Origin of the sequence: Microbacterium sp. NPDC055988 (assembly GCF_042269505.1) — a bacterium.
Classification (GTDB): domain Bacteria; phylum Actinomycetota; class Actinomycetes; order Actinomycetales; family Microbacteriaceae; genus Microbacterium.
Genome location: NZ_JBHJXY010000001.1, coordinates 1,101,774 through 1,127,864, shown reverse-complemented (window position 1 = coordinate 1,127,864; position 26,091 = coordinate 1,101,774). Strand labels below are relative to the sequence as shown.

25 protein-coding genes are annotated in these 26,091 nt (G+C 67.5%); 11 read left to right on the top strand and 14 right to left on the bottom strand.

The genetic code is table 11. The features are described from left to right. Positions 1–377 precede the first annotated feature (377 nt). The 3 genes from ACFC14_RS05600 to ACFC14_RS05590 all read left to right on the top strand — a co-directional run bounded on the left by ACFC14_RS05600 (position 378) and on the right by ACFC14_RS05590 (position 4,183). Positions 378–1,583, top strand: coding sequence for a hypothetical protein (locus tag ACFC14_RS05600; RefSeq protein WP_376101682.1), 1,206 nt, complete (start codon positions 378–380; stop codon positions 1,581–1,583). A 91-nt stretch (positions 1,584–1,674) separates the two neighbouring features. Continuing rightward, positions 1,675–2,682, top strand: a complete 1,008-nt coding sequence (locus ACFC14_RS05595; RefSeq protein ID WP_376101680.1) for an Abi family protein — start codon at positions 1,675–1,677, stop codon at positions 2,680–2,682. Positions 2,683–2,755: 73 nt separating this feature from the next. Beyond that, positions 2,756–4,183: a CCA tRNA nucleotidyltransferase gene (locus ACFC14_RS05590; protein ID WP_376101678.1), complete on the top strand. Its 1,428-nt coding sequence runs from the start codon at positions 2,756–2,758 to the stop codon at positions 4,181–4,183. 4 nt (positions 4,184–4,187) lie between these two features. Here the strand turns inward: ACFC14_RS05590 and ACFC14_RS05585 are convergent, their stop codons facing one another. The 3 genes from ACFC14_RS05585 to ACFC14_RS05575 are packed head-to-tail and all read right to left on the bottom strand — an operon-like array spanning position 4,188 to position 5,529. Next, positions 4,188–4,580 (bottom strand): PIN domain-containing protein, encoded by a 393-nt coding sequence (locus tag ACFC14_RS05585; protein WP_376101676.1) that lies wholly within the window; start codon positions 4,578–4,580, stop codon positions 4,188–4,190. Next, positions 4,567–4,914, bottom strand: a complete 348-nt coding sequence (locus tag ACFC14_RS05580) for a hypothetical protein (RefSeq protein ID WP_168429610.1) — start codon at positions 4,912–4,914, stop codon at positions 4,567–4,569. The genes ACFC14_RS05585 and ACFC14_RS05580 overlap by 14 nt, the downstream gene beginning before the upstream one ends. A gap of 45 nt (positions 4,915–4,959) precedes the next feature. Beyond that, a complete protein-coding gene (locus tag ACFC14_RS05575) occupies positions 4,960–5,529 on the bottom strand; it encodes a dihydrofolate reductase family protein (protein ID WP_376101674.1) in 570 nt (189 codons plus the stop codon). Positions 5,530–5,598: 69 nt separating this feature from the next. Between ACFC14_RS05575 and ACFC14_RS05570 the strand changes: the two genes are divergently transcribed. The 5 genes from ACFC14_RS05570 (at position 5,599) to ACFC14_RS05550 (ending at position 10,864) form a co-directional block, all read left to right on the top strand. Beyond that, entirely contained in the window at positions 5,599–6,165 is a 567-nt protein-coding gene (locus ACFC14_RS05570) for a TetR/AcrR family transcriptional regulator (protein ID WP_376101672.1), read from the top strand. Between the two features lie 75 nt (positions 6,166–6,240). Continuing rightward, complete coding sequence (locus tag ACFC14_RS05565) at positions 6,241–7,572, top strand: GAF domain-containing protein (protein WP_376101670.1); 1,332 nt, start codon at positions 6,241–6,243, stop codon at positions 7,570–7,572. Between the two features lie 56 nt (positions 7,573–7,628). Continuing rightward, a complete protein-coding gene (locus ACFC14_RS05560) occupies positions 7,629–8,744 on the top strand; it encodes an epoxide hydrolase family protein (protein WP_376101668.1) in 1,116 nt (371 codons plus the stop codon). Between the two features lie 101 nt (positions 8,745–8,845). Continuing rightward, complete coding sequence (locus tag ACFC14_RS05555; RefSeq protein ID WP_376101666.1) at positions 8,846–10,396, top strand: aldehyde dehydrogenase family protein; 1,551 nt, start codon at positions 8,846–8,848, stop codon at positions 10,394–10,396. 66 nt (positions 10,397–10,462) lie between these two features. Further along, positions 10,463–10,864 carry a DUF779 domain-containing protein gene (locus tag ACFC14_RS05550; protein ID WP_376101664.1) on the top strand — a complete coding sequence of 134 codons (402 nt, stop codon included), beginning with the start codon at positions 10,463–10,465 and terminating at the stop codon, positions 10,862–10,864. Between the two features lie 135 nt (positions 10,865–10,999). Here ACFC14_RS05550 and ACFC14_RS05545 read toward each other — a convergent pair whose 3' ends face one another. The 7 genes from ACFC14_RS05545 to ACFC14_RS05515 form a co-directional block, all read right to left on the bottom strand. Next, positions 11,000–11,713, bottom strand: a complete 714-nt coding sequence (locus tag ACFC14_RS05545; RefSeq protein WP_376101662.1) for a DUF3800 domain-containing protein — start codon at positions 11,711–11,713, stop codon at positions 11,000–11,002. Positions 11,714–11,851: 138 nt separating this feature from the next. Next, positions 11,852–12,607 carry an ABC transporter ATP-binding protein gene (locus tag ACFC14_RS05540; protein ID WP_376101661.1) on the bottom strand — a complete coding sequence of 252 codons (756 nt, stop codon included), beginning with the start codon at positions 12,605–12,607 and terminating at the stop codon, positions 11,852–11,854. Beyond that, positions 12,604–13,401, bottom strand: a complete 798-nt coding sequence (locus ACFC14_RS05535) for an ATP-binding cassette domain-containing protein (RefSeq protein ID WP_376101659.1) — start codon at positions 13,399–13,401, stop codon at positions 12,604–12,606. Before ACFC14_RS05535 ends, ACFC14_RS05540 begins: the two co-directional genes overlap by 4 nt. Continuing rightward, positions 13,398–14,258, bottom strand: a complete 861-nt coding sequence (locus ACFC14_RS05530) for an ABC transporter permease (RefSeq protein WP_376101657.1) — start codon at positions 14,256–14,258, stop codon at positions 13,398–13,400. The genes ACFC14_RS05535 and ACFC14_RS05530 overlap by 4 nt, the downstream gene beginning before the upstream one ends. After that, positions 14,255–15,217, bottom strand: a complete 963-nt coding sequence (locus ACFC14_RS05525) for an ABC transporter permease (protein ID WP_376101655.1) — start codon at positions 15,215–15,217, stop codon at positions 14,255–14,257. Before ACFC14_RS05525 ends, ACFC14_RS05530 begins: the two co-directional genes overlap by 4 nt. Positions 15,218–15,269: 52 nt before the next feature. After that, positions 15,270–16,763 (bottom strand): ABC transporter substrate-binding protein, encoded by a 1,494-nt coding sequence (locus tag ACFC14_RS05520; RefSeq protein WP_376101653.1) that lies wholly within the window; start codon positions 16,761–16,763, stop codon positions 15,270–15,272. A gap of 27 nt (positions 16,764–16,790) precedes the next feature. Next, positions 16,791–17,486, bottom strand: coding sequence for a DUF1684 domain-containing protein (locus tag ACFC14_RS05515; RefSeq protein ID WP_376101651.1), 696 nt, complete (start codon positions 17,484–17,486; stop codon positions 16,791–16,793). A gap of 505 nt (positions 17,487–17,991) precedes the next feature. Between ACFC14_RS05515 and ACFC14_RS05510 the strand changes: the two genes are divergently transcribed. Beyond that, complete coding sequence (locus tag ACFC14_RS05510; protein ID WP_376101649.1) at positions 17,992–18,219, top strand: hypothetical protein; 228 nt, start codon at positions 17,992–17,994, stop codon at positions 18,217–18,219. A 431-nt stretch (positions 18,220–18,650) separates the two neighbouring features. On the opposite strand, the gene ACFC14_RS05505 is transcribed toward ACFC14_RS05510, so the two are convergent. Continuing rightward, the gene (locus tag ACFC14_RS05505) at positions 18,651–19,307 is read right to left on the bottom strand and encodes a TetR/AcrR family transcriptional regulator (RefSeq protein ID WP_376101647.1); all 657 of its coding nucleotides are present in this window, start codon (positions 19,305–19,307) and stop codon (positions 18,651–18,653) included. 64 nt (positions 19,308–19,371) lie between these two features. On the opposite strand from ACFC14_RS05505, the gene ACFC14_RS05500 reads away from it, so the two are divergent. Next, on the top strand, positions 19,372–20,685 hold the full coding sequence (locus ACFC14_RS05500; protein ID WP_376101645.1) for a nucleotide disphospho-sugar-binding domain-containing protein: 1,314 nt from the start codon (positions 19,372–19,374) through the stop codon (positions 20,683–20,685). A 238-nt stretch (positions 20,686–20,923) separates the two neighbouring features. Here the strand turns inward: ACFC14_RS05500 and ACFC14_RS05495 are convergent, their stop codons facing one another. After that, a complete protein-coding gene (locus ACFC14_RS05495) occupies positions 20,924–22,027 on the bottom strand; it encodes a hypothetical protein (RefSeq protein WP_376101643.1) in 1,104 nt (367 codons plus the stop codon). Then, positions 22,024–22,983, bottom strand: a complete 960-nt coding sequence (locus ACFC14_RS05490) for a hypothetical protein (RefSeq protein ID WP_376101641.1) — start codon at positions 22,981–22,983, stop codon at positions 22,024–22,026. The genes ACFC14_RS05495 and ACFC14_RS05490 overlap by 4 nt, the downstream gene beginning before the upstream one ends. A gap of 70 nt (positions 22,984–23,053) precedes the next feature. Between ACFC14_RS05490 and ACFC14_RS05485 the strand changes: the two genes are divergently transcribed. Further along, positions 23,054–23,653, top strand: a complete 600-nt coding sequence (locus ACFC14_RS05485; protein WP_376101640.1) for a GNAT family N-acetyltransferase — start codon at positions 23,054–23,056, stop codon at positions 23,651–23,653. Here the strand turns inward: ACFC14_RS05485 and ACFC14_RS05480 are convergent. After that, on the bottom strand, positions 23,643–25,994 hold the full coding sequence (locus ACFC14_RS05480; protein ID WP_376101638.1) for a sulfatase-like hydrolase/transferase: 2,352 nt from the start codon (positions 25,992–25,994) through the stop codon (positions 23,643–23,645). The genes ACFC14_RS05485 and ACFC14_RS05480 overlap by 11 nt on opposite strands. Positions 25,995–26,091: the final 97 nt, after the last annotated feature.

Below are 26,091 nucleotides of genomic sequence, written 5' to 3'. Positions count from 1 at the left end.
CCGTGCTCAGCCGCACGGGGCTCCTCCACCCCATCGGTGTCGGATGGCCGGGGTCTGGCCCGCGGGCGACGGGGAGGTGAACAGCGCGCCGAGTATCGGAATGCCGCCTGTCGAAATCGGAGGGTCCGACGTTCCGGTCGACAGAGATTTCGCTACGGTCCTGTTGGGCGGGGGCCACTGAAGGGAGCCCAGTGCCCAGATCCCGCCTCGTCCGACGATTCACAGGTCTCTGGAGGGGCGCGTTCACTCCTCGTGCCGCGACCGCACCGGACGCTGTGGTCGAAAGTGACGCTGTCCTGCTGGCCGAGACCCGATACGCGCATTCGCTCGGACGAGCGGTGGGCGTAGTCGCTGCCCTCGCCGTGCTTCTGGTTGGCATGCAGGCGCTGCTGGCATCACTGTTAGCTTCCAGCGCCGGCGGCGGACCAGCCACCGCAGTCCTCAAGCCCGCAGCCCTGGCCGTCGAGCAGGGAGGCAGCGCCCTCATCCTGCTTCTGCCCGCTTCCATCGCATTGCAACTGTTGCTCAGGATGCCGCGCGATCCGGAAAACCACGGGCGTGACGATGCTGTCGCGCACCGCCAGTTCTGGGGCCGTGTGGCCTTCTTCGTGGCGCTGGCCTCCTCTTACGTCGCGCTCTCGACTTTCGTCGGTGCGTGCGCACAGAATCTGCCCGCGGCCACCGTCAATGTCGTCGAGGTCTTCGGGGTGCCGATCGGCGCGACACTCACCATGCTCATCGCGGCGGACGCAGCGGTTCAGGCCGATGCCGAAGCAGCGCGCCTCGAATTGGGGAAGGAGCGCGTCGCGCGGACGGTTGGGCAGATGGAAGCGGCCCTCAGACGCGTTATTGGACGGAGCGATCCTCACCCGAAGACCTCGATGGGGATGCAGGGTGCGATCTTCGGCCTGGTGTTCATCGGCGTCGCAGGTGTGGGTGTCCACCAGGTGTTTCACGACGGCGCCCTCACGGGCGTCTTTGTGATCTTCGCGCTCGTGCTCACGCTCTTCGCGGTGGGAACCGCCGTTCAGGTGCTCCCGTCGCTACTCCAGTCGAAGATCCTCGATGTGGTGGTGACCCTCGTTCCTCCGGCGATGGTCACCGTCGTCGTCGCCATGGAGGCAGCGACGACAGCGACAGCGATGCGAGTCGGAGGTGAGGACGACACCGTCGTCTACTTGCAGGGGCTCGGCTATGGACTTGCTCTGCCTTTACCCGCGGCAATGACCGTGGCTGTTCTTCTCATCCCGCGTGGCCGAGGGCGGGTCACGTCGCCTCTGTTCTCCGTGGCACGACAGAATCTCGAGTTACAGATCGCCCGTTTGCAGCAACAGGAACTGAAGGCCGAACCTCGGGTATGGCGGGCTTTGGCAGGGATAGCGATCTGTGTGAGCCCGCTGCCCCCTCTTGCACTCGTCTTGGCGATCGCCGCCACGTGGCAACGGCGCCTTGAAGCGGATGCCCGCCGTGGCTTGATCATCGCCGGGTGGGTCGTCTCGTCGACCGTGGCGGTGCTTGAGCTCGCGGCGCTTGCGCTGCTTCCGATATACGGTGCGGCTCTGGGCTGGTTCTCCTTGTCGTGAGGGGTGATCCTGCGCGGGGGCTGGTAGAGTGGTGACATCACGATCAGCCCGCTCGCCTCACGGCTCGGGCTGATTTTCTTTTGGGGGACGTGTGGTCGAGTACACCAAACCATGGCTGTCGATCGAAGATCAGGTCGCGCAGTTGTGCGGTAGGGGACTGATCGTGGACGACGAGGAGAACGCACTACTTCTGCTTGAAGAAGTTGGGTACTACCGTCTCACCGGGTACCTCTACCCGTCCCGCGAGTCCCTGAGCGTCGTCGAGGAGTCAGGACGTCGGTCTGTACGCGTGCTCAGCAACTACCGGCATGGCACACGAATCGAACATGCTTCGGCGCTCATCCAGTTCGATCGCGCGCTGCGACTCCACGTCCTCGAAGCCGTGGAACGCATCGAAGTCTCGCTTCGCACCCAAATCGGCTACATTCTGGGTCAGCGGTCAGCCTTCGCACACCTCGATCAACGAACGTTCACGACATCATTCGTCGAGCCTCGCGCCGATCCTGTGAGCGATAGGAAGACGAGTAAGCATGCCGAATGGCTGGCCCGTGTTGATGCACGACGCGTCAATTCCAAGGAGGCGTTCGTTGAGCACTTTCGGAAGAAGTACGACGGTCAGATGCCGATCTGGGCACTGACTGAAGTCCTCGAACTCGGGCACCTCGCGACGCTCTACACCGGACTGCAGAACGACGTCGCCACCCGTGTCGCTCGCCACTATCGGGTGCCCAGCAAGACTGTGCTCGCGAGTTGGATCGCAAGTACGAACTACGTGAGAAATGTCGCGGCTCATCAGGCTCGACTGTTCAACAGGAGACTCGTCGTCGCCCCTACCCGTCCCAAGAGCAACAGCGTGCCCGAACTCGCGCACCTTCGTGAACTCAGCACCCCGACGAAGGATTTTGGCTTGTACAACGCTTTGGCTGTGATGGCTTATCTGCTTCGCAGCATCTCCGGACACGCGGAGTGGGTCGAGCACCTGAGGGGTCTCATCGCCACCTTTCCAACCGTTGCGCACCTTGGTATCGACAGCATGGGCTTCCCCTCGAATTGGACTGCCATGGATCTGTGGAATCCGCCTGCGTTGGCTGCTGACTGAGGAACATCTCGGGTGAACGGTGCGTCCGGTACCTGCCGAATCCCCATCGGCCCACCCGGGTACGCTGGAAACCATGCTCAACATGGCCGACGGCCTCGCCCGTCTCGGCGCGCTCGCCGAGAACCCGGTCGTGCGCACCCTCGCGACGGCGTTCGCGGATGCCGGCTTCGATCTGGCCGTGGTCGGTGGTCCGGTGCGCGATGCGCTGCTGGGCCGGGCGACGCACGACCTCGACTTCACGACGAACGCCTCTCCCGACGAGATCCTCGCCATCGTCACGCCGATCTCGACCGCGCAGTGGGACATCGGCCGCGCGTTCGGCACGATCGGCGCGCGGGTGCAGGGCGAGCAGGTCGAGATCACGACCTACCGCGCCGACAGCTACGACGGCGTGACCCGCAAGCCCACGGTCGAGTTCGGCGACACGATCGACGGCGACCTCGTGCGCCGCGACTTCACCGTCAACTCCATGGCGCTGCAGGTGCCGTCCGTCAAGCTCGTCGACCCGACCGGCGGGGTGGAAGACCTCCTCGCCGGCACCCTGCGCACTCCCGCAGACCCCCGGATCTCGTTCGGCGACGACCCGCTGCGGATGCTTCGTGCAGCCCGCTTCAGCGCTCAACTCGGATTCCGCGTCGAGGAGGCCACGGCCGGGGCGATCGCCGAACTGCGCGAGACCCTCAAAATCGTTAGCCCGGAGCGCATCCAGTCCGAACTCGTGCGTCTCATGCAGACCGACGACCCGGTGCGCGGCATCCGCGTCCTGGTCGAGACGGGCCTGATCGACGAGTTCCTCCCCGAGGTCACCGAACTGCGCCTCGAAGTCGACGAGCACCACCACCACAAAGACGTCTACGAGCACTCGCTCACCGTGCTCAGTCAGGCGATCGAGCTCGAGAACTCCCGGCATCCGGGTGCCGCCCCCGATGTGCCGCTGCGCCTCGCCGCGCTGCTGCACGACATCGGCAAGCCGCGCACGCGCAAGCTCGAGCCCGGGGGAGTGGTGACCTTCCACCACCACGACGTCGTCGGATCGCGCATGGCTCGCAAGCGCCTGCAGTCGCTGCGGTTCGACACCGCCACGACGGATGCGGTGTCCACCCTGATCGAACTGCATCTGCGTTTCTTCGGCTATGCGGAGGGAGCGTGGACGGATGCCGCGGTGCGGCGCTACGTGCGGGATGCGGGTGACCTGCTGGAGCGCCTGCACATCCTCACCCGCGCCGACGTCACCACCCGCAACAAGCGCAAGGCTGGTCGACTGGCAAGCGCCTACGACGACATCGAGTCGCGCATCGCAGCGCTGCGCGAGCAGGAGGAACTCGACTCCATCCGTCCGGAGATCGACGGCAACCGCATCCAGGAGGTGCTCGGCATCTCGCCCGGCCGTGAGGTGGGCGAGGCGTACAAGTTCCTGCTCGATCTGCGTCTGGACGAGGGTGTTCTCGGCCCCGAAGTCGCCGAGCAGCGGCTTCGGGAGTGGTGGGCCGCGCGCGACTGACGCCTCAACGCAGCTCGGGGACGATGATCTCGACTTCGTCGGACACGAGCTCGAAATCCTTCGGGTTGAAGGTGAGGAATGCCGCGCCGAGCGCGTAGGCGTGACCGGCCAGCATGATGTCCGTGCTTCGGGCGTGGGCGGGACGTCTTGTGGCTACGTGCGCCGCGAGTCTGGCATATGAATCGGCGGCGGCGGTGTCGAAGGGCAGCCAGTCGCTGTGGAACATGGTCGTGACCCGAGCGAGGTCCATCTGGCGCTCGCGGCGGACGTCGGGTTCGGTCGCGCGCTCGATACCGAATCGAAGTTCTGCGAAAGAGAGCGCGCTCAAGGCGACTTCGTCCGCCGGAAGGCGTACGTACCGGATGCGGATGAGCACATCCGTGTCAAGAAGAATCACGGTTCTCCCACGGGTCACGGATGGACTCGTCGAACAGCGGGTTCTTCCGATCGGCCTCGAGTTCCGCCGCCCATTCCTCCCGCATCTTGTCCTGTTCCGGAGTCGAGGGATTCGCGTCGATCCATGCCATGATCTCGCTCGATGGAACGGACCACCGCCGCGGCCGGGGCACCCGCTGCTCGAGTTGCGCCTCGAGCCCGCTCGCGTCGCCCTTCGCCAACCGGGTCAGCACATCGCGCACCTCGGCCTCCATCGAGCGGGAGTTTCGCCGGGCACGTTCCTTGAGCGCGACGACGACGTCATCGCTGAGATTGCGGATGGTCACGGTTGCCATGTCTGCCTCCTGACAGCACAATGCTAGCACTCGTCCCGCGTTGCGTCACCCCTCGCGTCGGCGCTCTAATTCGGTGAACACGACCCCGCTCTCGTACGCGATGGTCTCGACCGGGTCGAAGCGTTCGGGGTGATACGGGCGCTCGCCGAACAGCGGGATTCCCGATCCGAACAGCAGGGGCTGACGCTTCAGCACGAGACGGTCGATCTCGTCGGCGAGCGATGCGGCGAGAGCCCCGCCTCCGCAGAGCCAGATGTCGGCGCCGTCCTCCTGCTTCAGTCGCCGCACGACGTCGACCGGGTTCTCAGCGGTGACCTCGAGGTTCTCGGCCTCGGCGGTCTTCGTGCGACTGAACACGATCTGGCGCAGGTGCGAGTACGGGCTGGGCAGCCCGCCCACTTGATAGGTGTTCCAGCCCATCAGGACCGTGTCGAACACGTCGCGCTTCTGGGGGATGCCGAGCGCTTCGGCCGCGACGGTGGGGAGCGTGTCGGCGAAGCGGCGATTGATGCCGTCCATGTGGTCGCCCTCGATGAGGAAGGCGTCGAACTCGCCGTTCGGGCCGGCGATGTAGCCGTCGAGGGTGACGGCGGCGTAATACACGAGTTCTCGCATGATTCTCCAATAACTACAGATGTAGCAGTTACAGTACAACAGGTGTAGTGATTGCGCTAGTCTCTTCTCATGGTCAAGAACGATTCACGCCGGCGGACGATCGCCGATGCCGGGCTCACGGTCCTCGCACGAGAGGGTTCCCGGGGCCTCACCCACCGTGCGGTCGACATCGCCGCGCAGGTTCCGACGGGCACGACCTCGAACTACTTCCGCAGTCGGGATGCGTTGATCGAGGGCCTCGTCGAGCGGATCGGGGAGCGCCTCGCACCCACCCCCGACGACATGGAGCGGCGTGCGACCGCCACGCCCGGCCCTGCTCTGTTCGCCGACTACATCCGCGACATCGTGCGACGGCTGACCGAGGACCGGGACGTGACCCTTGCCCTGTTCGAACTGCGACTCGAAGGAGGGCGTCGGCCCGAGATCGCCGCGGTCCTCGGCGCCTGGCAGCGGGCGGGCTTCGACGGCGACGTCGCCTTCAACACCGAGGCCGGCCTCCCGGGCGGACGCCGGGAGATCGCCCTGTTCCACTACGCCATCGATGGCTTGCTGCTCGACCGGCTCACCTCGCCGATCGATCCGGACACCTCCACCGACGAGGTGATCGACGACCTGGTCGCCGGGCTCATCCGCTGACGGGGCGGGTGTTCCCTCGGGCACGCGCGGCTCGTACACTGAGGCAACGCATGCTCTCGACGATCGGAGACCGCTGTGTCTGCGCCGTGGCAGGTACCCGGCGAGTCGCTTCCGGCGACATCGCGACTGCTCATCGAGCGTGCGCATGAGGAGCTCCTCGCCGGCAACCTCGACGACCGGCGCCTGCAGGAGGTGCGACCCCTGGTCCGCGAGTCGTGGGAGCGGTCGTGGCGGCGCAGGGTCGGGCCCGAGGCGGCTCCTCCACTCGAACTGGTCAGCGACGAGCTCGACGAGTATCGCCTCGCGCACCCGCTCGCGTCGGCCATGGACATGATCCGTGCACTGCTGCTGCCCGGCGACACCGAGGACACGGGGGTGATCATCGCGGTGGGGGACCAGGCCGGGCGTCTGCTCTGGATCGAGGGCGATCATCGACTCCGCACGCTCACCGACGATATGGGTTTCGTCGCCGGAGCGAACTGGTCGGAGGATGCCGTCGGCACGAGTGCACCGGGAACCGCCCTCGAACTCGGGCAGTCGGTGCAGATCCGCGGTGCCGAGCACTACAACAGGCTCGTGCATCCGTGGTCCTGCACGGCCGCGCCTGTGCGCGACCCGGAGACGAAGCGCGTGCTGGGTGTGATCGACATCACCGGTGGTTCGGATGTCGTCTCGCCGCAGGCTCGGCTGCTGGTCGACGCGACCGCACGTGCCGTGGAGTCGGAGCTGATGGTGGCGCGCCTGCGGGAACGGAGCGAGGCGCCCCGGAGCAAGCCCACGACGTCGAAGCCGCGCACGCCGGTGACCGCTCGGGCGACTCTGCATGTGCTCGGCCGTGACCGTGCTCGGCTGGAGACGGAGTCGGAGCACGGCGAGTCGGTGATCGAGCTCAGTGCGAGGCACGCCGCCATCCTGCTGATGCTCGCCGTGCATCGTCAGGGGCTGTCCGCAGAGCGGCTGTCCGAGCTCGTCTACGGCCCCTCCGTCTCACCCGACACTCTGCGGCCGGAGATGGTGCGTCTGCGCAAGGTGCTCGAGCGCACGGCCCCGGACCTGGTACCGGAGTCGCGCCCGTATCGACTGCCCGTCGCGCTCGACACGGATGCGCACGATGTGCTCTCCCTGCTCGACCGAGGAGCTCACCGTGTGGCGCTCACCGCCTATCGGGGACCGGTGCTGCCCGAGTCGACGTCGCCCGGAGTCGAGGACTTCCGCGAATCGGTGCGGGCGGCGCTGCACGAGGCGATGCTGTCCGAGGCCAGCCTCGACGTGCTGCTCTCCTACGCGGAGATCCCGGAGGGCCAGGCTGATGCCGAAGCGCTGCGCCTCGCCCTGGAGATGCTCCCGGCGCGATCGCCGAAGCGCGCGGGAGTGGTCGCCCGCATCGAGCGCCTCGCCGCCGACTGAGGGCTCGCTTCGAAGGGTAGTCACCCGGTGTCGGAGGCGAGGAGTACCGTGCACGCATGTCCGAGATCCGGCCGTTCCGACTCCACGTCCCCGACGAAGTGCTCGACGACCTGCGAGCGCGACTCCGAAAGACCAGGCTCCTCGAGGATTCCCCGAGGCGGATGCCATCGGGGATGAACGCCCGGTGGCTGCGAGAACTGGTCGAGACCTGGGGCGACTGGGACTGGAGAGCACGCGAGGAGTGGCTGGCCGGGTTCCCGCAGTTCCTGGTCGACATCGACGGCACCGACATCCATTTCGCTCACGTGAGATCGGAGCGCGCCGATGCCCCGGTGCTGCTGATCATGCACGGCTGGCCCCACACCTTCGCGCTGCAGCTGGACATCACGACGATGCTGCCCGACTTCGACGTCGTCGTCGCCAGCCTCCCGGGATTCGCTTTCTCGCAGCCGTACGCAGACGGACCGATGAGCGAGCGTCGGATCGCCGAGACCATGCACCGGCTCATGACCGATGTGCTCGGCTACGAGAGCTACATCACCTACGGCGAAGACGTCACGGCCAACGTCAGCGACCTCATCGCCGGGGCGTATCCGAGCCAGGTCGCCGGCATCGTCGCGACGCACGCCCACTTCGGCACGCCCGCCGAGCGTGAGGCATCGGACGAGCCGGAGGTCCGGGCGTTCTTCGCGCGGCTCGAGGCCGAACACGGCCCGAACGGATCGTACGGGCACGTGCAGTGGGCACGCCCCGACACGCTCGCCACCGCTCTCAACGACTCTCCGGCCGGGCTCCTCGCCTGGATCGCCGAGAAGCTGGCCGAGTGGTCGGACACCCCGAGCGACGATCCCGCATCCGTCGAGGCGGTCATCTCGCGAGATCGCATCCTCACCGAGGCGATGATCTACTGGCTCACGCAGAGCATCGGGACTTCTTTCCGCCCCTACTACGAGGGGGCCGACACCCCGGATGCGATGCCGCCGGTCGACGTTCCCGCCGTCGTCTACGTGCAGCGCCACGAGCACGACTACCCGGAGTCGCTCGCCCGGCGCTTCTACACGGACCTGCGCGTCTTCGAACGGCTCGATCGGGGCGGGCACTTCACCGTGGCAGAAGCACCGGAGGCCATGGCCGAGCGCTTTCGGGCCTTCGCCGCCGCCCTCCGTGAGTGACGCAATATATTGCAACGTTGCGCATCGGGGTGCAACCTCGCACGACCTACCTTCGGAGCACAGCCGCGAACCGAAGCGCGGCTCCGTCGAAGGAGACCCCCATGAGCATCGTCGAAGAAGACGTGTCCCTCGCCTACGCCGCTCCCGGTCAGCCGGGCGCCGTCGCGAACTACCGCCCGCAGTACGGCCACTACATCGGCGGCGAGTTCGTCGCGCCCGTCAAGGGCCAGTACTTCGAGAACGTCAGTCCGGTGAACGGCAAGCCCTTCACCGAGGTCGGCCGCGGAACCGCGGAAGACATCGACCGCGCGGTCGACGTCGCCTGGAAGGCCTTCGCGAGTTGGGGCAAGACCAGCCCGGCGGAGCGGTCGGTGATCCTCAACCGCATCGCCGACCGCATCGAGCAGCACCTCGAGGAGATCGCGGTCGCCGAGACCTGGGAGAACGGCAAGCCCGTGCGCGAGACGCTCGCCGCCGACATCCCGCTCGCCGTCGACCACTTCCGCTATTTCGCCGGGGTGCTCCGCGCGCAGGAGGGCGGCATCAGCCAACTCGACGAGAACACCGTCGCGTACCACTTCCACGAGCCGCTCGGGGTGGTCGGCCAGATCATCCCGTGGAACTTCCCGATCCTCATGGCGGTGTGGAAGCTTGCTCCGGCGCTCGCCGCGGGCAACTGCGTCGTGATCAAGCCGGCCGAGCAGACCCCGGCATCCCTGCTCTTCCTGTTCGACATCATCGGCGACCTGCTGCCCGCCGGTGTCGTGAACATCGTCAACGGGTTCGGCATCGAGGCGGGCGCTCCGCTCGCGCAGCACAAGCGCATCCGCAAGGTCGCCTTCACCGGAGAGACCACGACCGGGCGGCTCATCATGCAGTACGCCTCGCAGAACCTCATCCCCGTGACTCTGGAACTCGGGGGCAAGAGCCCGAACGTGTTCTTCGAAGACGTCGCGCGCTCGACCAGCGACCCGTTCTACGACAAGGCGCTCGAGGGTTTCACGATGTTCGCGCTGAACCAGGGCGAGGTGTGCACCTGCCCGTCGCGCGCGCTGATCCAGCGGTCGATCTACGACGGCTTCCTCGCCGACGGGCTGGAGCGGGTCGGCAAGGTCGTCCAGGGAAACCCTCTCGACCCCGCGACCATGATCGGGGCGCAGGCGTCGAACGACCAGCTGGAGAAGATCCTCAGCTACATCGACATCGGCAAGCAGGGCGGGGCGCGGCTCCTGACCGGCGGCGACCGTGTGGACCTCGGCGGTGACCTCAGCGAAGGTTTCTACGTCGCCCCGACCGTGTTCGAGGGCACGAACGACATGCGCATCTTCCAGGAGGAGATCTTCGGGCCCGTGCTGTCGGTCACCTCGTTCGACGGCTTCGACGACGCGATCTCGATCGCCAACGACACCCTCTACGGGCTCGGCGCGGGTGTGTGGAGCCGCAGCGGCGACACCGCCTACCGTGCAGGACGGGCGATCGAGGCCGGACGCGTGTGGACGAACACGTACCACCAGTACCCGGCACACGCCGCGTTCGGCGGGTACAAGCAGTCGGGCGTGGGTCGCGAGAACCACAAGATGATGCTCGACCACTACCAGCAGACGAAGAACCTCCTCGTCTCGTACGCCGAAGGGCCGATGGGCTTCTTCTGAGTTCGGGCCTCTCCGGGCGGGCGCTTCGGCGTCCGCCCGGAACCATCCGCACGAAAGGTCGGGATCATGGTCAGCACCGGCACGTATCAGCGAGTGGACGTGACGGACGCCGCGGCATCCCTCGTCCGTGATCTCACCGTGCAACACGGTCCGCTCATGTTCCACCAGTCGGGTGGATGCTGCGACGGGTCCGCACCCATGTGCTTCCCGATCGGCATGTACCTCACCGGCCCGGGCGATGTGCTGCTCGGGCGGCTCGACGTCGGGTTGGAAGCACCCGTCGAGGTCTATATGTCGGAGTCGCAGTTCGAGTACTGGAAGTACACGCACCTGACGATCGACGTCGTGCCCGGGCGCGGCGCCGGCTTCTCGGTCGAGGGTCCGACCGGGATGCGGTTCCTGATCCGCTCCCGGATGCTGAACGACGCGGAGCTGGCGTACTTCGGGTTGGCGTCTTCGGAGGCCTGAGGGACGTATGGCCTGAAGCTTGAGGCCACGTGTTCCGGAATGCAAGCTGGCTGAGCCGACGAGCGACGCTCAGGCTGCGTAGAATGTAGATGCAGGCCCGCCCCACTCTCGTGGATAAGCGGGTCTTGCTGTTTGTCAGGCCAGTTCGATCGGATCCCCGAGCGGATTCAAGTCCCTGAGGTAGTGGTCGTACCAGGTCCACGCAAACTCGTTGCCCGCATGAGGGTTCAGATGGGTGAACCCCGACCAGGCCACGATGTCCGCGATCTGAGTCCATTGAGATCGCCGCGAGCTGTGGAACATCGGATCCTCGATGATCCGACGTGTGGAAAGGCTCAGCGCCCGGTGCGCGCTGTAATAGATGGGATCGGAGCCATCCCCATCCATTCCGACTATCCCGTATTCGCGGGACCTGCGTAGTTGGGAATCCCAGAGAGCGACGAGCGACGAGTAGACCGCTTCACGGTCGCGGTTGAGCTTCTTGTTCCGGAGAGAGGACTTTCTGAAGCACACTCCGATCTCGATGTGCGGGCACTCCCGTACTGCTTCGAGACAGCGCACCGCCACTTCGCGTCCGAGAGGCTTCCAGAGAGTTTCCCCTCCCCTGACGAAACGAGAGGGCGGCGCCGTCGAGACGTGGCCGCGTCCGTTGACGAGCGCAGTCATGTGCAATTCCTGTGCGGTCGGAATTCCGTAGTCTGCGACAAGCCGCTTCCGAAACGTGAGCCAGTGAGTGAGCACCGCATCCCAGTCCTCGACCGCGAGCTCGACCCAGCCGTAGACGATCCATCCCTCCTCGAGGTTTCCGGAGTCGTCTGCGTAGAACATGTGAGAGATCGGCCCGGCCACTCCGACACCGTATTCCCGGCACGCCCGGCGATGAATCGTCGAGCGAGAGGTAGTGGACGAAACATCGGAATACGATTCCTGATGCAGGTAGCCGCGGACCCGCGGCTCCACCCTGCCGTCGCCTGAGCCGGGGGACGATCAGCGCGGCAGTCGCGGAACCGCGTCGACCAGCGCCCGGGTGTACGGATCCTGGGGGTCGTGCAGCACATCCGCCGTCGCGCCCTGCTCGACGACGCGGCCTTTCTGCAGCACGACCGTGCGGTCGCATGCTGCGGAGATCGCGGTCAGGTCGTGCGACACCATCACGAGCGACAGACCGTTCTCGCGGCGCAGTCGGTCGAGCAGCTCGAGCACCTGCACCCGCGTCGTGACATCGAGAGCGCTGACCGGCTCGTCGGCCAGAAGCACTCGGGGGCGCGACACCACAGCCCGCGCGATCGCGATGCGCTGGCGCTGTCCGCCGGAGAACTCATGCGGGTACCGGCGCGCGGTGTCGGCGGGAAGGCCGACCGAATCGAGGGCTTCCGTGATGCGGCGCTGGGCGTCGGAACCGGCTGCCAGTCCCAGTGAGCGGAGCGGTTCGCCGATGATCCGGTCGATGCGCTGCCGGGGGTCGAGCGACGAATACGGATCCTGGAAGACGGGCTGCACGCTCGCGCGGAACCGCCGCATCTGCGCGCGGTCACGCAGCGACAGGGGCGCGCCGTCGAACAGCACCTCGCCATCACGCGGTGCGGCGAGCCCGAGCATCAGCCGCAGGATCGTGGACTTGCCCGCACCCGACTCGCCCACGAGACCGAGCGAGTCGCCGTCGGAGAGGCTCAGCGACACATCGTCCAGCACCCGGTGAGAGCCATAGGCGAAGCCTGCGCCCCGCAGTTCGAGGATCGTCATCGCGTGCCCTCCTCGGCGTCGAGGTAGGCATCGAGAGCGCGGGCGCTGTCGACCAGCATCCGCGTGTACGCCTCGGCCGGCTCGCTCAGCACCTGCGCCACCGGCCCTGTCTCGACGACACTTCCGTCGCGCAGCACCACGATGCGATCGACCATGCGCGAGACCACGGCCAGGTCGTGGCTGATGAACAGCAGAGCCATGCCCCGTTCGGCGATCAGCCGCTCCAGCAGCGCGAGCACACCGTCCTGCACCGTCACGTCGAGCGCCGTGGTCGGCTCGTCGGCGATGAGCAGCTGCGGTTCGGCGGCGAGGGCGATCGCGATCGCCACCCGCTGACGCTGACCACCCGACAACTCGTGCGGGTAGGCGCGGGCGATGCGGGGATCGGTGAGGGCGACCTCCTCGAGCGCCCCCGCGACAGCCGCGCGCAGTTCGGCACCCCGCAGGCCGCGATGCCGGCGCAGCGGCTCGGCGACCTGCCGGCCCACCCGCATCAGCGGGTCGAGCGCGGTCAGCGGCTCCTGGAACACGATCTGCGCGACGGGTCCGCGCAACGGCCGAAGGTCGGCATCCCGAGCGCCGACGACCTGATGCCCGCTGAGCAGCACCGAGCCCGACGCGACGAGGGCATCCGGCAGCAGCCCGGTGACCGCGAGCGAGGTGAGCGACTTGCCGGAGCCGGACTCGCCGATCAGCCCCAGGCGCTCGCCGGGCTCCAGCGAGAACGACACGTCTCGCACCAGCACACCGGATGCCGAGCGCACCGTGAGGCCGGTGACGTCGAGAAGGCTCATCGGCTCCTCCTGCGGGTCGGGTCGGCGAGGTCGCGCAGACCGTCGGCGAGGAAGTTCACGCCGAGCACGAGCGCGATGATCGCGACACCGGGTGCGATCGCGCCGACGGGAGCCGTGAGCACGGTGCCCTGCGCCTCCTGCAGCATCCGTCCCCACGACGCGTTGGGCGGCGGTGCGCCGAGGCCCAGGTACGACAGGCTCGCCTCGGCGAGCACGGCGGCGCCGAACTGCAGCGCGAGGCTCACGGCGAGCGTCGGCGCGATGTTCGGCAGCACATGCTGGAACACGATGCCGAGCGCGCCGGTGCCGCTCGTGCGGGCGGCCGTGACGAACTGCTCCTGCAGCACGCGACGCGCGAGGATGCGGGTGAGTCGAGCCACGACCGCCGACATCGCGAGCCCGATCGCGAGCACCGCCGACCACAGGGAGGCGCCCTGGACGGCGACCACGAGCATCGCGAGCAGCAGCACCGGGAACGCGATCACCACATCGAGTCCAGCCGAGAGCGTGTCGTCCACCCACGGCCGGGCGAACGCGGCGAGGAGACCGACGATCGTGCCGAGGACCGCCGCGATCGCGACCGAGCAGGTTCCGACGATGAGCGCGATCCGCGCGCCCCACATCAGCTGCGAGAGCAGGTCGCGACCGAGGCGATCGGTGCCGAGCAGGTGCAGTGCGCTCGGGCCCTCCAGGCGGCTGCCACTGGTGTCGGCGAGCGGATACGGGAGCCAGAACAAGGAGACCAGCGCGATCAGGACGATGACGCCGGTGAGCACGATCCCGATGAGCAGCGTCGCCTTCGGGCGCCTCCGCGCGGGCACGGATCCGGTGATCAGCTGTTCGGCGACGCGGCTCATCGATTCCCCGAGACGCTCGTGCGCAGACGCGGATCGATCAGGCGCTGCACGATATCGGCGGCGAACCCGACGAGCAGCACGAAGAGGGTGCTGACGACGAGAACGCCCTGGATGACCTGGAAATCGTGCTGCTCGATCGCCGACAGCAGCAGGCTGCCGAGACCGGGGAGGGTGAACACGCTCTCGACGACGACCGCGCCGAGCAGCGTCGTCGACAGCTCGATGCCGAGGACCGCGACGACCGGCACGGCCCCGTTGCGCACACCATGACGCAGCAGCGCCTCACCCATGCCGGAGCCTCCCGCGCGAGCGGTGCGCAGATAGTCGCTGCCGAGCACGTCGAGGGTGGCGGAGCGCACGTAGCGGCTGAGGGAGGCGCTCATGACGATCACGATCGTGATGATCGGCAGGGCGAGCGATCGCAGCGCGTCGGCGGGGTCCTCCCAGTCGTCACGGGGGAAGCCCCCGGAGGGCAATGCGCCGAGCCCGAGCGCGAACACCCAGACGAGCACGACGCCGACCCAGAACACCGGGACGGCGACGCCGAGCTGCGCGAAGCCGGAGAGGGCTATGCCGTACCAGCGGTCGGACTTCACGGCGGCGGTGATGCCGATCACGAGGGAGACCAGGAGGGCGATCGTGAACGCGATGAGCGTGAGCGGAAGCGTCACGGCGAGGCGGTCGGCGATGTCGGGTCCGACCGGGCGCGAGCTCAGGAACGACTCGCCGAGGTCGAAGCGGAGCAGCTGCCCCGCCCAGGTCGTGAACTGCTGCAGCAGCGGCTGGTCGGAGCCGACCTGCTCACGGGCCGCGGCGATCTGCTCGGGGGTCGCGTTCACCGAGAGCAGGGCGTTGGCCGGGTCGCCGGGAAGCAGGCGCAGCAGCACGAAGATCGCGACCATCGCGACGACGAGCGACACCACGAGGAAGGCGAGACGGCGGATCAGATAAGCGAGCATGACTGTTCAGGATGACGAGGGGGATGCCGACGCGCGGCATCCCCCTCGCGCGTCAGGACTTGACGATGTCGTAGGCGAAGAACTGGGAGTTCAGGCCGTTGACCGGGTATCCGCTGAGGTCGCTCGAGGCGACCACGATCTGCGGGTAGAGGTACAACCATACGCTCGCCGCGTCCTCGGCGATCTTCTCGTTGACCTGCTTCAGCAGGGCCGTCTGCTCGTCGGTCGTGGTGGCCTGTTCGGCGTCGGCGACCCACTTCTGCACGTCGGCGTCGTCGTAGCCCCAGTAGAAGTCGGGGTTGCCGTACCAGACCACGTCACGGTCGTTCACGTGCTCCTGGAGGGTGGCCTCGAAGTCCTGCTCCTTGAACACCTTCGTGTACCACTCGTCGGCGCTGATCGTGTTGATCTCGACCGTGATGCCGACCTCGGCGAGCTGCGACTGCAGGAACTCCGCGACGGCGGGGTGCGGGTCGTAGCTCGGGGTGTCGAGCGTGAACGTGAAGCCGTCGGCATAGCCGGCCTGCGCGAGCAGGTCCTTCGACAGCTCGACGTCGTACGGGTTCACGGAGGTGAGGTCCTCATACCAGGGGTCGGTCGGCGGAACCATCGAGCCGATGAGCGTGCCGTAGTCGCCCCAGATGGACTCGAGGAGCTTCTGGGTGTCGATCGCGGAGTAGATCGCCTTGCGCACGAGCGCGTCGTCGAAGGGGGCGACGCGGTCGTTGAACGCGAGCAGCTCCTTCGTGGTCGAGGTGCCCTCGCTCACGACGTAGTCGTCGGAGTCGAACTGCGAGAGGGAGTCGGGGCTCTGCACGCTCGTGATCACGTCGATCTCACCCGTGAGGAGGGCGTTGTTCTCGGCCGTCGCGTCGGTGAAGTAGGTGTAGACGACCTCGCCGTTCTTGGCGGGCTCGCCCCAGTAGTCGTCCCAGCGCTCGAGTGTCAGGGTCGAACCCTTCTTCCACTCGTCGAGCGTGTACGGGCCGGTGCCGTCTTCGGTGCTGGTGATGTCGCCGGCCTCGTCGTTGACGATCCACACGTAGCTGAGGTTGTAGAGGAACGAGATCGACCGCTGCGACAGCGTGAACACGACAGTGGTGTCGTCCGGCGTGGCGATGTCGGAGATCACTCCGAAGCTCGACTTGCGCGCCGAGACCGAGTCCTCGGCGGTGACGGCCTCGACGCTCGACTTCACGTCGGCGGAGGTGAGCGGGTCGCCCGAGTGGAACGTCACGTCGTCGCGCAGAGTGATCGTGTAGGTCAGACCGTCGTCGGACACCTGGGCGTCTTCGGCGAGGAGGGGCTCGACCTCGCCGTCGTCCGTGAGCCGGTACAGGCCCTCGTAGACGTTGCCGGTGAGGGCTTCGGTCACACCCTGGCCGCCACCCTGCGTGTTGCTCAGATTGGTGGGCTCGTACAGTGAACCGATGAAGATGGTGGCGTCTTCGCTCGGGGCGTCGTCGGTCGTGCCCGACGCGCAGCCGGCCACGAGGGCGAGCGTGGCGACGGCGCCGAGCGCGCCGAGGATGCGAGTTCTTCTCATGGGTACTCCAGGGTGAGAGTGCGCGGCTCAGGCCGCGTAGATGTCGAAGCCGTCGCGGAAGACGACGTTCTTCTCGCCTGCTCGGATAGGCAGGGGGAAGCGGTTGGATGCCGGCGGCAGCGGGCAGTTGTACTGGGCGCTGAATCCGCAGGGCGGCACGAACGCGCGGTTGAAGTCGAGGGTGACGGAGCCCTCGTCATCGCGCAGCTGGACGAACAGGAAGCGACCGGACCCATAGGTCTCCGAGCCGTTCGTCTCGTCGCCGAAGACGAGCAGCAGTGTGCCGCCGTCGTCGAAGGCTGCGAGGTCGTACTCGCGGCCGTTCAGCTCGAGGCGGATGTCGCCGGGAACGACGAGGTCGCGGGTGCCGCCGTTGTCGCGGATGTGCTCGAACGAGACCCGGCGGTCACCGGACACGGGGGTGAAGTGGCCCTCGAGCACCCACGCCGGGTCGTACTCGTACGTGTCGATGCGGTCGAATGCGCGGATCGCGGGGGCATCGGCATCCCAGACCCGCAGGCCGTGCTCCGCCTGGCCGGTCTCGATGTCCGTGCGCTGGATCGGCGTCACGGTCTCGGTGGGGGATGCGGCGCGCCGTGCGGCATCCAGGTCGGGGCGCTCGCCGGTCCAGCGCGTCTCGACCAGGGCGAGGTTGCCGGTGGCGGACGTGACGGAGGCACGGCGCTCGGCCTGCCAGTGGGTGTGCTCTTCGCGTTCAGACATCACTTTCAATTCTCCTGCATGCAGAAGGGGGCGGGGCCGGGCTCGTCACTCGGGGTAACGCGGTCCGACGCTCAGCCACGGGTTCGTCATTGCGGTCGGCGGCGAGGCAGGGCGATTGCCGCGTCCCGTGACAGATCGCCCTAGACGTTCGTCTGTCGGCCGAAGAGGGGACAGACGTTTAACTACTTAGCACGTAACGTTATAGCTCATGACTCCATGAGCTTGGAGCCTCACTCGACACGGAAGAGCACTATGCGTATTCGGAGAACATTCGGGATCGGGGCCGCGACAGCCGTTGCTCTGCTGGTGGCGTTAGGGGTTGCTGCTCCTGCGCAGGCGGTTGAGATCGCCCCAGGGTCGTAGGTGGAGGGGTTGTGGTGATTGGGACTACCGTTACAGCACCATGGCTGTCCCCTGCAGCTCTGGCCGCATACCTCGGGCAGATGGCTCAGGAGCATATGTCTAATGGGTACTTCACATGCTGACGATGGAGAGGAATGAAACCGTGAGCACAGAACGTAAGCCCGTTCGCGCGCAGTCCTTTGGTCGTGCGCTGGCCGGCTGGACCTTCGTCTTCCTCGCCGCGTGCATGGCGTTTGGTGCAGCCGCTACCGCAGTCGATGAGGGATGGCGGATCTTCTTGTTCATCGATGGCGTCGTACTGGTTTTGGGACTTGTCGTTCTCATGTCGATGTGGATCCTTCGCCGACGTCGCGCGGTAGCGCAGGCGTAACCCCCTCTGGGTCCGCCCAGTAGGCGGCTCGCCCGACGCAGGGGGCGCCTCCGCCTTCATCTGGAGGTGCCGGGGTGGGTCTGATGTGAGGACAGATCGGGATGCGTCGCGCAACGCGACGCATCCCGATCGGGCCGGACCCGTCACCTGAGGATTCTCGAGATCGCTGGGTGCACGGCTCGCTGCGACTATCCCGCAATAGGCTCGTCCACTCACGCGTTCTGGTGGACGGATCTCTCGCTCTTCATCGTCGCCGCAGGCTCCTACGGTTACTTCAGGTCTCGAATCCGAAGGTCCTGGATTATCCCGACGAGTGGCGTCGCCCTCACGCTGATCGCGTTCGTCGTCGCCAACATCGCGCTGAGCGCCGCATTGGGCCAGTTGTAAGGCGAGAGGCAGCGAGGGCAGACGTCACGGGTGGTCGGGGTCCGCTAGTCAGCGGGAGACAGCCTCGTCGCCGTGATCTCGACATCCACCGCCGCGCGCAGCCACGCGGCGTAGCGATCGGCCGTCCACCCGGATTGCGCGACGAGCTGCTGGTAGCTCTCGGGAGAGAGCAGGAACGACAGGGCGTCGGCGGTCGTCGCCTCGTCGATGCCGGGGGCGGCGATGCCGCGCCGCCGCAGTTCCGAGACGAGCGCGCGGTAGTCGGCGCCGCGACGCTCGAGGATGCGGTGCAGGGCGGCGTCGACGATGGGGTCGGACAGTGCGGCTCCCAGCAGCACGGTCCACAGGCCGTGGCCTCGCGCGTTCGCGGTGGTGATCTGGGACAGCACCACGTCGAGGAAGACCTCGTCGGGCAGTTCGAGGAGTCCTGCCGCGACCTCGGTCTCGGTGAGCGAGTCCGCGCCCTCCGAGCCCGAGAATGTGACCTCGAACGCGGCGATGAGCAACTCCGCCTTCGCGGCCGTCGTCTTCACGGTCTCGGCGGACACTCCCGCCTCGCGTCCGATCGCGGCGATCGTGGTGGCCTGGTACCCCTGCGTCGCGAACAGGCGGGCGGATGCGGCGACGATGCGTGCGCGGGTCTCCTGCGCCTGGCGGGCGCGCAGTTCCGATCGATAGGCGCGGGGAGCGGCCTCAACCATTGACTTTCCTAACGGGGTGATGAATACTACGACGGTACATTCGATCTTAGGGAAAGAACCCGCCATGTCCAGTTACCTCATCACCTGCACACCCGCGCACGGCCACGTCGTGCCGCTGCTGCAGGTCGCTCGCCACCTCCTCTCCCGCGGCCACGACGTGAGCTTCCTCACGAGCAGCCGCTATGCCGAACGCGTGCAGGCCGCCGGTGCGCGTTTCCTCCCGCTGCCCGTCGACGCCGATGTCGACCTCGACGACGCCGACGGCGCCTTCCCCGAGCGCCGCGGGCTCACCGGCCCGGCCGCCCTGCGCTTCGACATGACCAACCTGTTCGTCCGTCCCGGCGCGGCGCAGCTCGCCGCGGTCCGGGCCGAGATCGACGCCCGTCCCGTGGACGCCGTCCTCACCGAGCCGCTCTTCGTCGGCGGTGCGCTCCTGCAGTTGCTGCCCGCAGACGAGAGGCCGCCCGTCGTCGTGCTCGGCATCTTCCCGCTCGGGGCGCGCAGCGCGGACACGGCGCCGTTCGGGCTCGGGGTCACCCCGATGCCCGGTCCACTCGGTCGACTGCGCAACGCCGCCCTGCGCACGGTCGCCGAGCGTGCGATCTTCGGTGGCGTGCAGAAGGAGGCCGATGCGATGGCGCGGCGCGAGGTCGGCCGCGACCTCGGCGGCTTCGTGCTCGACTGGGCCGGCCGCGCCGACGCCTACGTGCAGTTCACCGTGCCCGAGTTCGAGTATCCGCGCGCCGACCTTCCCGCCACCGTGCACTTCGCGGGCCCGCTGCCTCCGTCGCCGTCCGACCCCGTCCTGCCGGAGTGGTGGTCCGACCTCGACGGTTCGCGACCGATCGTGCACGTCACCCAGGGGACCATCGCCAACTCCGACTTCGGTCAGCTCGTGCAGCCGACCATCGCCGCGCTCGCCGCATCCGATGCCCTGGTCGTGGTGTCGACGGGAGGCCGCCCGGTCGATGCGCTCGCCGGCAGGCTGCCCGACAACGTGCGCGTCGCCGAGTACCTCCCGTACGACAGGTTGCTGCCCCTCGTCGATGTGCTGGTCACGAACGGCGGTTACGGCGGCGTTCAGCAGGCGCTCGCGCACGGGGTCCCGCTCGTTGTCGCCGGGCAGACCGAGGACAAGGTCGAGGTCTGCGCGCGAGTGGGGTGGTCGGGTGCCGGGGTGAATCTGCGCACCAGCACCGCGACGCCGGCGCAGGTCGCGCGCGCCGTGGACCGCGTCCGGTCCGATCGTTCGTATCGGGCGAACGCCGAGCGGATCGGAGCGGCCATGCGCGACGCCGATGCGTGGCGAGCGCTCGACGGTTGCCTCGACGAACTCACCGGCCGCTGGGCCGGCGTGCGCGGGGGAGCGCGGGGCTGATTCTGCCGAAAGAAAGCGCATTCCGATGCATGGATGCAACGCGTTGCAACCCCATCCGGTATACCATTCCCTTATACGCCCAGCAGTGTCAGTCCCCAGCTGAACGCGGGCGGGGCGGCTCAGCCGCCATGCGGAGGGAGAGTCGATCTTCTTTCGATCCCGAGGGGGGATGGGGTGGGAGTTCGGTCCCCAGCCGACACCCACCCCCACACTCGGACTCCGCCTCAGTCGCTGCGCCTCAGTTCATGCGGCTCAGGAACCAGAACGCGACGAACGCGATCACGACGATCAGCGGCACCCACGTTCCCCCGCGCTTCAGCCGTCGCCCCTGCGGTGCGACTCCCGGCGGCGGCGTGAGCAGGCCTGCCGGCGGAGCGAACGGCAGCGCCTGGTTCGTCACCGTGCTGGATGCCGGTGCCTCCGGGTTCTCGGCGATCAGGCGCTCGTCGCGCCACCGCGCCCACTGATCGAACTTCGTCAACAGCGCGCCGACCGTGCCGAACAGCCACGCCCATGTCGCGGGATCGAGCGTCGACACCTTGCGCTGCGTGTACAGGAACAGCCAGTCGTCGACGATCTCGACGTCGAGTTGTGCCGCGTTGTCGATGAACCGCGCCATGATGTCGGGCGTGAACAGGTAGAGCGCATCGCGTTCGTAGCCGGACGGGCAGTAAAGCGTGAAGTGCTGATCGAAGTCGCCCTCGAGCGACAGCCGCTGCTCCTTGTGGAACGAGGCGGGCAGGTTCGAGCCGAAGCCGTTGTTCCCCTTGGCGTCGAGCACGATGTTCGGCAGCGGCACGTCGAGCTTCACGGCCACGTATCCCCAGCGGTAGGTGGTCGAGTTCTTCCCCGACTGCACCGTGTACTGGTAGTTGCCGAACTCCACGAAGCGCGGCGTCGTGCCCCGGATCAGGTCGGTCGACTGACGCGAACGGCCGAGACTGAAGATCATGCCGGGCAGGGGAGGGTCGGCCACCCTCGGCTCGTACGACATGCCGTTCGCCTGCGCGAAGCGGTGCAGCCGATACCGCGTGGTCCGCGCGTTGCGCACGCCCATCCAGATCATCACGCCGACCGCCGCCAGCAGCAGGACGATCAGCACCAGCGGGATCGCCATGGCCGAGGGGCTACCGCCGAGGGAGGCGATGCTCACGATCACGGTGACCATGATCGGGATCAGCACCACGGCGGCGATCGCCACGGCGACGATGCCGATGACGGTGGATGCCGACATGCGCGACGACGGCCGCGACCGCAGCTCCGCGGCGAAGGCGCGCACGGCGGCCGCGTCGACCGGATCGATGAGCGGCCGCGCGTCGAACGTCGTCGGGGGCGAAGTCACCGGTTCACCGTGTCCGCATCCCACGTGAGGTCGGCGCCCTCCGGGATCGCGAAGGCCTCGAGCCGCTCGTCCGCGCAGATCGCGTCGACCAGCGCGGGGGAGCCGGCCACGATCGTCGAGTCGAAGTCGACCTCGCTCACCAGCACCCAGGCATGATCTTCCGGCCACAGGAGGCTCGGGCTCTGGGGCGGCCGCGGGAACCCGCGCTCTTCGGCGGCGCGGTCGCGCCACGGAACCTTCCGGTCCCACTCGGGGTCGGCGAAGGCGCGCGGCGGCGCCGAGAACAGCACGTGGTCGCGCATCGGGAGGCGAAGGCGCGGCCCCTCCGAGATCTCGCGCGAGAGGATGCCCTCCTGCCAGGTGGGCTTGCGGAAGACGTTGTTGAACGGATCGTGCGTGCTGCGATCGAGCATCGCCTGGTGGTTCGGGTCGTCCGTGAAGGTCAGGGAACCGCCGGCGGGAGTGATGCCGTAGAAGCCGAACAGATCGCCGCGGCCCTCCCAGAGCGCGGCGAAGCCGGCATCCGGGGTCTGGGTGTGGTCGACGAGGTGCGCGGCGATCGCGGCCAGGTGCTCGGGCGCGAGCTCGCCCTCCAGCGGGGCCGAGAACTCCCGTCCGTCCGGAGCGATCCGCGTGCGCCAATCGTCATCCGCCGGCGTCCGCACGATCCGGTGCCACTGTGCGAGCGGGTGCAGGATCGTGTCGAAGGCGGCGGCCGTCTGCGCCCAGGTGGCGGGCTCGTCGACGAACTGCGCGAGACGTGCATGCTGCTCCGCCTCGGGCAGCCGCTCCCACTCGTCCGAGGTCGGCACCGTGCGGTCGGGCAGTGACCGCACGATCGCCGGATGCAGGATGCGCGCATAGGCGGGGAAGCCCCGGGGGACCACCGAGTGCATCGTGTCGAGGCTCGTATCGAGTCGCTCGCGTACCCAGGCCCCCGCCGAGGGATCAGACATCCACTCCATGCGACCACGCTACCGGGGCGGTCGCCCACTGAGCGGGTCGCGCGCCCGTAGGGTGAGAGCCGTGTCCCCGACAGCCGAGCCTTCCCCTGGTGCTTTCGCCCCGGAATATCCGATCCGTACCGAACGCCTGATCCTGCGTCCGATCGCTCCCGGCGACGCCGCCGCGATGCACGCGTACAAGTCCGACCCGGATTCCGTCCGCTACGTGCCCTATGGCCCGCTGGAGCAGACGGACATCGAGCGGCGCATCGCCACGACGTGGTCGAACACGCGCTTCGACAACGAGGGTGACGCGGTGAGTCTCGCCGTCGAAGAGCGCGCAACAGGCACGCTCGTCGGCGACGTCGTGCTGTTCTGGCGCAGCGAGGAGGACCGTGCGGGCGAGGTGGGCTACATCTTCGACCCCCGCGTCGGCGGGCGCGGCTATGCCACCGAGGCCGTGCATGCCCTCCTTGTTATCGGCTTCGAGGGGCTCGGGCTGCACCGGATCGCCGCGCGGATCGACGAGCGCAACACCGCATCGGCACGCGTCGTCGAACGACTCGGCTTCCGGCGCGAGGCGCGGTTCGTCGAGAGCGAGTGGTTCAAGGGCGAGTGGGCGACTCTGCTGGTCTACGCGCTCCTCGAAGACGAATGGCGCGGGCGCCCGGTCACTGCTTGAGCATCGCGACCGCGAGCTTGTGCTCGTCGTCGATCAGGTGCGAATGGTCGTCGTCGCCGAGGTCGATGCGTACCCACTCGATGGCGCCCGTGAACCCGTTGCCAGTCGCGCCGTAGTCGGGTGATACCGGCGATGCCAGGTCGCAGCCGACGTCGACAGTCTCGTCGAACGTGAACTGGAACGGGATCGTCTTCTTCACGCGGCCCTCGCCGATCTTCTGCTCTCCGGCGTAGAGGGTGACGGTGCCGCCCTTTGCGAGCCCGCCGCCGTCGTAGGCGAAGTGCGCACGGAGCTCTTGCTCCCCGGCCGGAACCGCGATGGAGGAACGGATGATGTCCACGTCGATCCCGAGCAGGTTGTAGGCGAAAGCGAGGGATCCGTCTTTCGCGTAGAACGACCAGCCGCCGTATGCGCCGCCCTGGGCGATGAGCACGCCGTCGGCGCCCGCATCGGGCACCGACACCTGTGCGGTGACGGTCCACGACTTGTTCTTGATGTTGATGGTCGTGTTCTCGCTCATGCGCTTCATGCCGGGGTAGAACTTCTGCGAGTCGCTGACCACGAGCTGGGGTCGTCCCGCAATGTCGGGGTTCATCCGTTCGGCGGAGCGGATGTCGATCGGGAGGACGTTGAAGCGTGCGGCCTGGATGAGGAAGAGGCGTTGCAGGTGCGCGAGGCGCTCGGGCTCAGCGGCGGCGAGGTCGTTCGACTGGGTCCAGTCCTCCTCGACGTTGTAGAGCTCCCACACGTCGTCGTCGAGACCGTGTGAGGAACCCACCCAGGGATCCTTGTGCTTCGCGACTGCGGTCCACCCCTTGTGGTAGATCGCGCGGTTGCCGAGCATCTCGAAGTACTGCGTCTCATGCTGCTCCGCGGCGTCGGCATCCGAGAAGGTGTAGTTCATCGGCGTCCCCTCGTAGGGGCGCTGGGTGACGCCGTTGACGGTGGTCGGCTCCGGGATCCCCGCAGCCTCGAGCACGGTCGGCGCGACGTCGATCACGTGACTGAACTGGTTGCGGATGCCGCCCTTCTCGACGCCGCCGTTGGGCCAGCTGACGATCGTGCCGTTGCGGGTGCCGCCCCAATGGCTGGCGACCTGCTTGGTCCACTGGTAGGGGGTGTCCATGGCGTGCGCCCAGCCGACCGCGTAATGGTTGTACGAGCTCGGAGTGCCGATGTCGCCGATGTGGTCGGCGACGTACTGCTCGGTCTCGATCTCGTTCATGTGGTTGATCGTGAAGCCCTCGTTCGTGGTGCCGTGCATCGATCCCTCGGCGCTCGCGCCGTTGTCGCCGATGATCACGTAGACGAGGGTGTCGTCGAGGATGCCGAGCTCTTCGTAGGCGTCGAGCAGGCGGCCGACGTGGTGGTCGGCATAGGCGAGGAACCCGGCGTACACCTCCATCTGCCGGGCGAGGGCGGGCTTGATCACATCGCTCATCTCGTTCCAGGCGGGGATGCCGGGGCTGCGCTCGGTGAGCACGGCATCGGCGGGGATGACGCCGAGTTCGAGCTGGCGGGCGAAGGTCTCCTTGCGCACCTCGTCCCAGCCCTGATCGAACTTCCCCTTGTACTTGTCCGCCCATTCGGTGGGGACGTGATGCGGTGCGTGCGTGGCGCCGGGAGCGAAGTAGGTGAAGAACGGGACATCGGGAGCGAGCGACTTCTGCTCGCGCACCCACGCGATCGCCTTGTCGGTCATATCGCCCATGAAGTGATATCCGTCCTCCGGCGTCCCCCACGGTTCCACCGGAGACGTGTTCTCGTAGATCGCGGGGTACCACTGGTTCGTCTCGCCGCCGATGAAGCCGTAGAAGTACTCGAACCCGTTGCCGGGCGTCGGCCATCCGTCGAACGGGCCGATGGCGCTGGCCTGCCAGACCGGGACCTCGTGACACTTGCCGAACTGCGAGGTGTTGTAGCCGTTGAGCTTGAGGGTCTCGGCGAGCGGCGCGCAGCTGTTCGGTCGCAGCGAGCTGTAACCGGGCGCGGAGGTCGCGATCTCGGTGATGCCGCCCATCCCGACGGTGTGGTGGTTGCGACCGCTGAGCAGGGCCGCTCGAGTGGGCGAGCACAGGGCGGTCGTGTGGAATCGCGTGTACTTCAGGCCCGCGGCGGCGACGCGCTCGAAGTTCGGCGTGTGCACGGGCCCGCCGAACGGACTGGATGCCCCGAAACCGGTGTCGTCGATGAGCACGACCAAGACGTTGGGCGCTCCCGCCGGCGGGCGCACCGGTGTGATGGGCGGGAACGCGGTGTCGGGATCGGTCGCGTCGTAGGTGACCGTGCCGGTGTAGGCGAGGTCGGGGATCGGAAGGCTGGAACGCTGCACGTCGGACATGACACTCCTACGACTCTCGGCGACGGGGCACGCGTCGCCTCTTGCTGCAGAGCCTAAGGACGACGAGGCGGAGCCCAGCGGCCAGTTCACCCGAGGC